Annotated in this window: 7 protein-coding genes and 1 rRNA gene; 5 read left to right on the top strand and 3 right to left on the bottom strand. The window is 68.3% G+C overall.

Going from position 1 to position 6,277, the window contains the following annotated elements; all coding sequences use genetic code 11:
• Nucleotides 1–112, top strand: a 5S ribosomal RNA gene (gene rrf / locus A8G15_RS28295); the annotation flags it as partial.
• 172 nt (nt 113–284) lie between these two features.
• Here rrf and A8G15_RS28290 read toward each other — a convergent pair.
• Nucleotides 285–1,832 (bottom strand): adenylate/guanylate cyclase domain-containing protein, encoded by a 1,548-nt coding sequence (locus A8G15_RS28290; RefSeq protein WP_068166517.1) that lies wholly within the window; start codon nt 1,830–1,832, stop codon nt 285–287.
• Between the two features lie 58 nt (nt 1,833–1,890).
• Here A8G15_RS28290 and nucS point away from each other — a divergent pair, with 58 nt between their 5' ends.
• The 3 genes from nucS to A8G15_RS28275 all read left to right on the top strand — a co-directional run bounded on the left by nucS (nt 1,891) and on the right by A8G15_RS28275 (nt 3,657).
• Entirely contained in the window at nt 1,891–2,565 is a 675-nt protein-coding gene (gene nucS / locus A8G15_RS28285) for an endonuclease NucS (protein WP_068166516.1), read from the top strand.
• A 2-nt stretch (nt 2,566–2,567) separates the two neighbouring features.
• Complete coding sequence (locus tag A8G15_RS32135; RefSeq protein WP_068166513.1) at nt 2,568–2,876, top strand: ATP/GTP-binding protein; 309 nt, start codon at nt 2,568–2,570, stop codon at nt 2,874–2,876.
• A 163-nt stretch (nt 2,877–3,039) separates the two neighbouring features.
• Complete coding sequence (locus tag A8G15_RS28275; RefSeq protein ID WP_068166512.1) at nt 3,040–3,657, top strand: YdcF family protein; 618 nt, start codon at nt 3,040–3,042, stop codon at nt 3,655–3,657.
• Nucleotides 3,658–3,723: 66 nt separating this feature from the next.
• Here A8G15_RS28275 and A8G15_RS28270 read toward each other — a convergent pair whose 3' ends face one another.
• On the bottom strand, nt 3,724–4,782 hold the full coding sequence (locus A8G15_RS28270) for a coiled-coil domain-containing protein (protein WP_068166511.1): 1,059 nt from the start codon (nt 4,780–4,782) through the stop codon (nt 3,724–3,726).
• A 74-nt stretch (nt 4,783–4,856) separates the two neighbouring features.
• On the bottom strand, nt 4,857–5,342 hold the full coding sequence (mce, locus tag A8G15_RS28265) for a methylmalonyl-CoA epimerase (RefSeq protein ID WP_068166509.1): 486 nt from the start codon (nt 5,340–5,342) through the stop codon (nt 4,857–4,859).
• 110 nt (nt 5,343–5,452) lie between these two features.
• Here mce and A8G15_RS28260 point away from each other — a divergent pair.
• Nucleotides 5,453–6,277, top strand: an 825-nt coding sequence (locus A8G15_RS28260; protein WP_068166519.1) for an acetyl-CoA C-acyltransferase, incomplete at its 3' end; no start/stop codon positions are given.

Below are 6,277 nucleotides of genomic sequence, written 5' to 3'. Positions count from 1 at the left end.
CGGTCATAGCGGCAGGGAAACGCCCGGTCCCATTCCGAACCCGGAAGCTAAGCCTGTCTGCGCCGATGGTACTGCACTCGACAGGGTGTGGGAGAGTAGGACACCGCCGAACACCCGTTACCGGAGGCCTCCACCAGTTTTGGTGGGGGCCTCCGGCTTTGGTGCGTTCCGGGGGTGTTGTGGGTGGTGGGAACCTTCATTCGGCCTGACCGATTGAAGGTTCCCCTCACCGGAACGGACGAGCGGGGACTGTCGCGTCCCTGCACTCGGGGAGCGAGAGCCGGTCAGGTGCGGATGGGGATGTTCACGGTCGTGGATTCGGCGCGGCCGCGCAGGTCGACCCGGTCGTGCGGCGTCCACAGTGCGCGTTCGGAATCGGAGGCGGCGGCGACGGCGCGGCCGGATGCAGCGACTCGGCCGGGAACGGACTTCGCCAGCTCGGACAGACGGGCAGCCTCGTTGACCGGATCGCCGATCACGGTGTACTCGAACCGTTCCCGGGCACCGACGTTCCCCGCTACCGCTCGCCCGGCGGCGACGCCGAGCCCGGCACGACATTCGGGAACCTCGGTGAGGATGCGCCTGGCGATCTCGCGGGCGGCGCACAGCGCGGACCCTGCGACGTCCGTCGTCTCGACGGGTGCGCCGAAGATGGCCAGTGCAGCGTCGCCTTCGAATTTGTTGACGAAACCGCCTGCGCGGTGCACTTCGTCGACGACGACGTCGAAGAACCGGTTGAGGAGAGTGACGACCTCGGCGGGCGGCCGGCTCGCGGCCATTTCGGTGGATCCGATGATGTCGACGAACAGCACCGCGACGTCCCGCTCTTCTCCACCGAGGACGTCGGCATTGGCGAGCGCGGCTGCCGCGACGTCCCGTCCCACATGCCGGCCGAAGACATCTCGCAGTCGTTCGCGTTCGGTCAGTCCCTCGGCCATCCGATTGAAGCCGGCCTGTAGTTCGCCGAGGGCGGTGCCGTCGTACACCACGACCCGCGCGTCCAGGTCTCCCTGTTCGATCCGGGTCATCCCGGTCCGCACGGATTCGATGGGCGCGATGCTCGCCCGCACACTGAGCCACATGAGCAAGGCCCCGACGACGAGCGCGATCGTGCCGATCGTCAGGATGGTCACGGCGAATCGGGTGGGTGTGACCGGTCTGATGAAGCTGAACACCGCGACCAGCAGGAGGCCGACGATCGGGACGCCGCTGCCCAGGGCCCACGCGAGCATGAAGCGGCCTCCGGCGCTCGCCCGGCGCCGGCGCACGGGCGCACCGGCTTCGAGTGCGCGAGCAGCGATCGGACGCAACGCGAACTCGCCGAACAGGTAGACGAAGCCGCACACCGTCAGGCCGGCCAGGGCGATCGTCAGGGAGACCTTCGGGATCGTCGACGGGTCGATGACACCGAAACATGTCGTGAAGAGTACGAGGCCGATGAACCAGAGCACGCCCTGCTGGACCGTGAGGCGCCACGGAAGGCGAAGGGCGTCCTGCTTCTGCGCGTCGGTCGGCGGCCGGTCGGCGAGTGCCCAGCGCAGTTGCTCGAGCCCCAGCCGGGTGCCACGGACCGTCCCGACGATCATGGCGACGAGTACGTAGACGGGTGCGATCACCGCGATGACGACGACGAAGTCCCCGGTGAGCACCGACGGTCCGGGTACCACCACATTGATCAGCACCGCCGCGACGACGGCTCCGAAGAAGTGGGTGCCGAGCAGGGACAGGGTCAGCAGCGTCTGTATCCGGATACGTTGCCGCCGAACCGGTTCGGCGGGTTCGCCGAGGATCGCGGAACCGAGTGGCGCGGTGCTTGCGCGGCGTGCGGGCATAGTCGTTCGAGAGTAGTCCGTTGAGGCGCCGTCCGGAGGATCCACTAGGGTGGCAGGAGTGCGCCTAGTGATTGCCCGCTGCCGAGTCGACTACATCGGACGCCTGACGGCACACCTGCCGACGGCACGACGACTGCTGCTGATCAAGGCCGACGGGTCGGTGAGCATCCACGCGGACGACCGTGCCTACAAGCCGCTGAACTGGATGAGCCCGCCGTGCTGGATGGCCGAGGAGCCCAGCGAGGAGGCGGAGGCCCTCTGGGTCGTCACCAACAAGGCCGGTGAGCAGTTGCGCATCACGCTCGAGGAGATCGAGCACGATACGAGCCACGAACTCGGCGTCGACCCTGGCCTGATCAAGGACGGTGTGGAGGCGCACCTGCAGGAGCTGCTCGCCGAACACGTCGAGACCCTGGGCGCCGGGTACACGCTCATCCGCCGCGAGTATCCGACGGCGATCGGCCCGGTCGATCTGCTGTGCCGTGACGCGGACGGCGCCACGATCGCCGTCGAGATCAAGCGACGTGGCGAGATCGACGGTGTCGAACAGCTCACGCGCTACCTCGAATTGCTCAACCGCGACCCGTTGCTCGCCCCGGTGAGCGGCGTGTTCGCCGCGCAACAGATCAAACCGCAGGCCAAGACTCTCGCGACCGACCGGGGGATCCGTTGCCTCGTCCTCGACTACGAGGCGCTGCGCGGAACCGAGAGCACCGAGTTCCGGTTGTTCTGATCGTGCCGCGCCGCAACCGAGCCCAGCCGCCGCGACACCGCGGGCCGAACCCGCACGCGTCGGCGACCGCCCGCACCGAGTACGGCCCCGCGGGCGCCGACTCGGAACGGTTCACCGTGCGCTCGGTTCCGGGGTCCCGGGCGATCAAGTCGTATCGGTGTCCGGGCTGCGATCACGAGATCGCGCCGGGTACCGCGCACGTGGTCGCCTGGTCGGCCGACACGCTCGGCGGTGCGGACGACCGCAGGCACTGGCACACCGGGTGCTGGTCGGGCCGGGCGACGCGAAGCCCGACCCGCCGCTGGTCGTAGTCGCCGGCCACCGCGGTCCGCCGGGCTCGTTGTGAGCCGGCCCGGACATCGGGCCGGAATCGGACGTCCCGGCGTTTTTCTTCGCTTCTCATCCCACGGGTGCCCTAGGGTCACACCTGCACCACGCCCTACCCGCGGGTAACTACAAGAGGAGGAGTGGCGAATGCGCGTTCGCGTACCGATGCTCGTAGGTTCCGTCGTCGCGGCGGCCGCACTGTCCCTCGGCGGCGGGCCGGCCCAGGCCGTCGACCCCGTCACCATCGCCAACGGCATCCTGGCGACGGCAGGAGGATGCCGGACCGACGTGCTCCCGCTCATCCGCGCGTGTACCGCGCAAGAAGCGCTGACGGCTTCCCCGCCGGTTCAGCTGGAACTGCTCCCGCAGAGCACCGCCATCGTCGTGCTCGGAGCCGGACTGCTGCCGGACGGAACGATCAGGCCGGTCCTGGACGAGCGGCTGCGATCGGGTTTGGACCTCGCGAACCGCTTCCCTCAGGCCCCCATCATCGTCAGTGGCGGTGCACCGAAATCCGGGGTCACCGAGGCCGCAGCGATGGCGCGGTGGCTCGTCGATCGCGGTATTCCGCGCGAGCGGATCACGCTCGAGGATCGATCCGGCAGCACCGTCGAGAACGCGGTCAACACCGACCACATCCTGAGGGATCGCGGACTGCTGGGAGCCACCGTCGTCACGAGCCGCAACCACCTCGCGCGCGCACTCGTCGACTTCCGGACTGCGGTGGACGGGCGCATTCCCGTGACGGGAGTCGTCGCGGACTGACCTGCACGAGATCTCCGCGGCGTTCGAACCCTGTCGTCGGGGGCGGGTTCGAGCGCCGCGGTTTCGTCAGCTGCGAGCCTTGCTGACCACTGCGGGCGAACGACCACGGCGATCGCCCGCCGGTGCCGGTGCCGGGGCTCGCTCGGCTTCGTCGCTCGAGTCGTCCCGGTCCTGCGGCGGCTCGGGTGCCGAGTCGGTCGCATCGTCCGAATCGGTGTTCTCGGTCTCGTCGTCGGTACGGTCGTCGCCCTGCGTGGACAGCCCGTCCCGGTCGAGCAGGTCGCCTTCCCGCGTGACCGCGGCGAGCATCGAGGGCACCGCGTCGAGCTGCTCGCGTACGCCGTCGAGCTGGGTGAGGATCCGGCTGCGCAGCACGCGCAGTTCCTCGGTGAGATCGCGGGCGTTGGTGATCTTGCGTTCGGACTGTTCGGTCGCGATGGACAGGCGACGCGCGGCTTCCTGGGTCGCCTGCTCGACGCGCCGGTCGGCCTCGGCCTTGCTGGTGCGCTCGAGTTCGTCGAGCGCACCGAGCAGCTTGGACCGACGTTCGCCCATCGTGATCTCGAAATCCTGCTGAACCTGGGCGCGCTTGGCCTCGGCCTGCGCGGCGAGGCGGTCGCGTTCCGCCTCGGCGGCGGCGATGATGCGATTGGCCTCGGCCCGCGCGGCGGCCATCGTCTCGGCATGTTCCTCTTCGAACGCGATTCGCCGTCGTTCGATCTCGGCGATCTTCGCTTCGTAATCGCCGCGCAGCCGAATGCCTTCCTGCTCGGCGAGCGAAATCATCTCCGCCGATTCGGCTTCCGCGCGTGCCCGGAGCTCGGATGCCTCGTCGGATGCGAGCCGGAGCATCCGGGAAATACGATCGCTCATCCCCTCCGCGGTCGTCGGAGGCACCGACAGCCGATCGACGTCCCGGCGCAGTTCGTCGATCTCGTTGCGGGCGTTCTCGAGCTGACGGGAAAGGTCCCGGGCCTGGGCTGCCGCGGCGTCCCGGTCGGTGGCGGTCACCCGCAGCTCGGCTTCGAATCGCGCGAAGTAATTGGTCACCTCGTCGCGGTCGAAGCCCTTGCGCACGATGGAAAACGGGAGATGGCTGGGGGTGCGATCGCGATCGAAGACCATGGCGACAATCTACCTGGTCAGCGAGGCCGGAGCTGCGGGCGATCCCGCGTTGTGATAAGCGACGCGCCGAGAACTCAGTGGTGAGCGTCGGCCGCCGGCTCGACGAGCTCGACGAGCACGCCACCGGCATCCTTCGGATGCAGGAAGTTGATGCGCGAGTCCGCGGTTCCTCGGCGCGGTGCGTCGTACAGCAACCGCACGCCCTGCTCGCGCAGAAGGGTCGAGACCGCGTCCAGATCGGTGACGCGGTAGGCCAGCTGCTGGAGTCCCGGGCCGCTGCGGTCGAGGAACTTCGCGATCGTCGAGTTCTCGTTCAACGGGGCGAGAAGTTGAATCGCAGTGGAACCCTCCGGGGAGCCGGGCACGGACAGCATCGCCTCGCGCACGCCCTGCTCCTCGTTGACCTCCTCGTGGGTGGAGACGAGGCCGAGGTTCTCGGCGTACCAGGCGAGGGCGGCGTCGAGATCGGGCACGGCGATGCCGACGTGATCGATGGCGGTGATGAGGCCGGAAGCCAGAACGGTGCCCGTCGCGGAGGAATGGGTGGACGACTCAGTCATGTTGTAGACGGTAGCGCTAACGTTAGATCAGTTCACGCCGGGAGGTGTCTTCCGGCACACCACAGGAACGAGCAGGCCTGCTGTTCCTCGAAAACTCGGAGGAAATCCTCGTGACCACTTCAGTCATCGTTGCCGGTGCCCGCACCCCCATGGGGCGTTTGCAGGGTGCGTTGAAGGACTTCTCGGGGTCGGATCTGGGTGGGGTCGCGATCGCGGGTGCGTTGGCCAGGGCGGGGGTGGCACCGGAGCAGGTCGAGTACGTGATCATGGGTCAGGTGCTCACCGCCGGGGCCGGGCAGATCCCGGCGCGGCAGGCCGCGGTGGCGGCGGGTATCCCGATGGATGTGCCGGCGTTGACGATCAACAAGGTGTGCCTGTCGGGGATCAACGCGATCGCGATGGCCGATCAGCTGATCCGGGCGGGGGAGTTCGAGATCGTCGTCGCCGGTGGTCAGGAGTCGATGAGCCAGGCTCCGCATCTGCTGGAGAAGTCGCGGTCCGGGTTCAAGTACGGGGATGTGACGTTGCGGGATCACATGGCGTTCGACGGGTTGCACGATATTTTCACCGATCAGGCGATGGGGAATCTGACCGAGTCCGCGAACAGCGGGGAGCGGTTCGTCTCGCGGGCCGAGCAGGATGCGTTCGCGGCGGCCTCGCATCAGAATGCGGCGCGGGCGTGGAAGGACGGGGTGTTCGACGACGAGGTGGTGCCGGTGTCGATTCCGCAGCGGAAGGGGGATGCGGTGGAGTTCGCCTCCGATGAGGGGATCCGGGCGGAGACGACGGTGGAGTCGTTGGGCAGGTTGCGTCCGGCGTTCGCGAAGGACGGGACGGTCACAGCGGGGTCGGCGTCGCAGATTTCCGATGGTGCGGCGGCGGTGGTGGTGATGAGCCGGGCCAGGGCCGAGGAGCTGGGTGTGGAGTGGATCGCG

Origin of the sequence: Rhodococcus phenolicus (assembly GCF_001646785.1) — a bacterium.
Taxonomy (GTDB): Bacteria; Actinomycetota; Actinomycetes; order Mycobacteriales; family Mycobacteriaceae; genus Rhodococcus; species Rhodococcus phenolicus.
This window is presented reverse-complemented; position numbering and strand designations above follow the sequence as displayed.

What these genes read in the sequence shown, in the direction of transcription:
- A8G15_RS28275 (WP_068166512.1), top strand. Translation starts at nt 3,040, where the DNA reads ATGCGCGTTCGCGTACCGATGCTCGTAGGTTCCGTCGTCGCGGCGGCC.
- A8G15_RS28290 (WP_068166517.1), bottom strand. Translation starts at nt 1,832, where the DNA reads ATGCCCGCACGCCGCGCAAGCACCGCGCCACTCGGTTCCGCGATCCTC.
- mce (WP_068166509.1), bottom strand. Translation starts at nt 5,342, where the DNA reads ATGACTGAGTCGTCCACCCATTCCTCCGCGACGGGCACCGTTCTGGCT.
- A8G15_RS28270 (WP_068166511.1), bottom strand. Translation starts at nt 4,782, where the DNA reads ATGGTCTTCGATCGCGATCGCACCCCCAGCCATCTCCCGTTTTCCATC.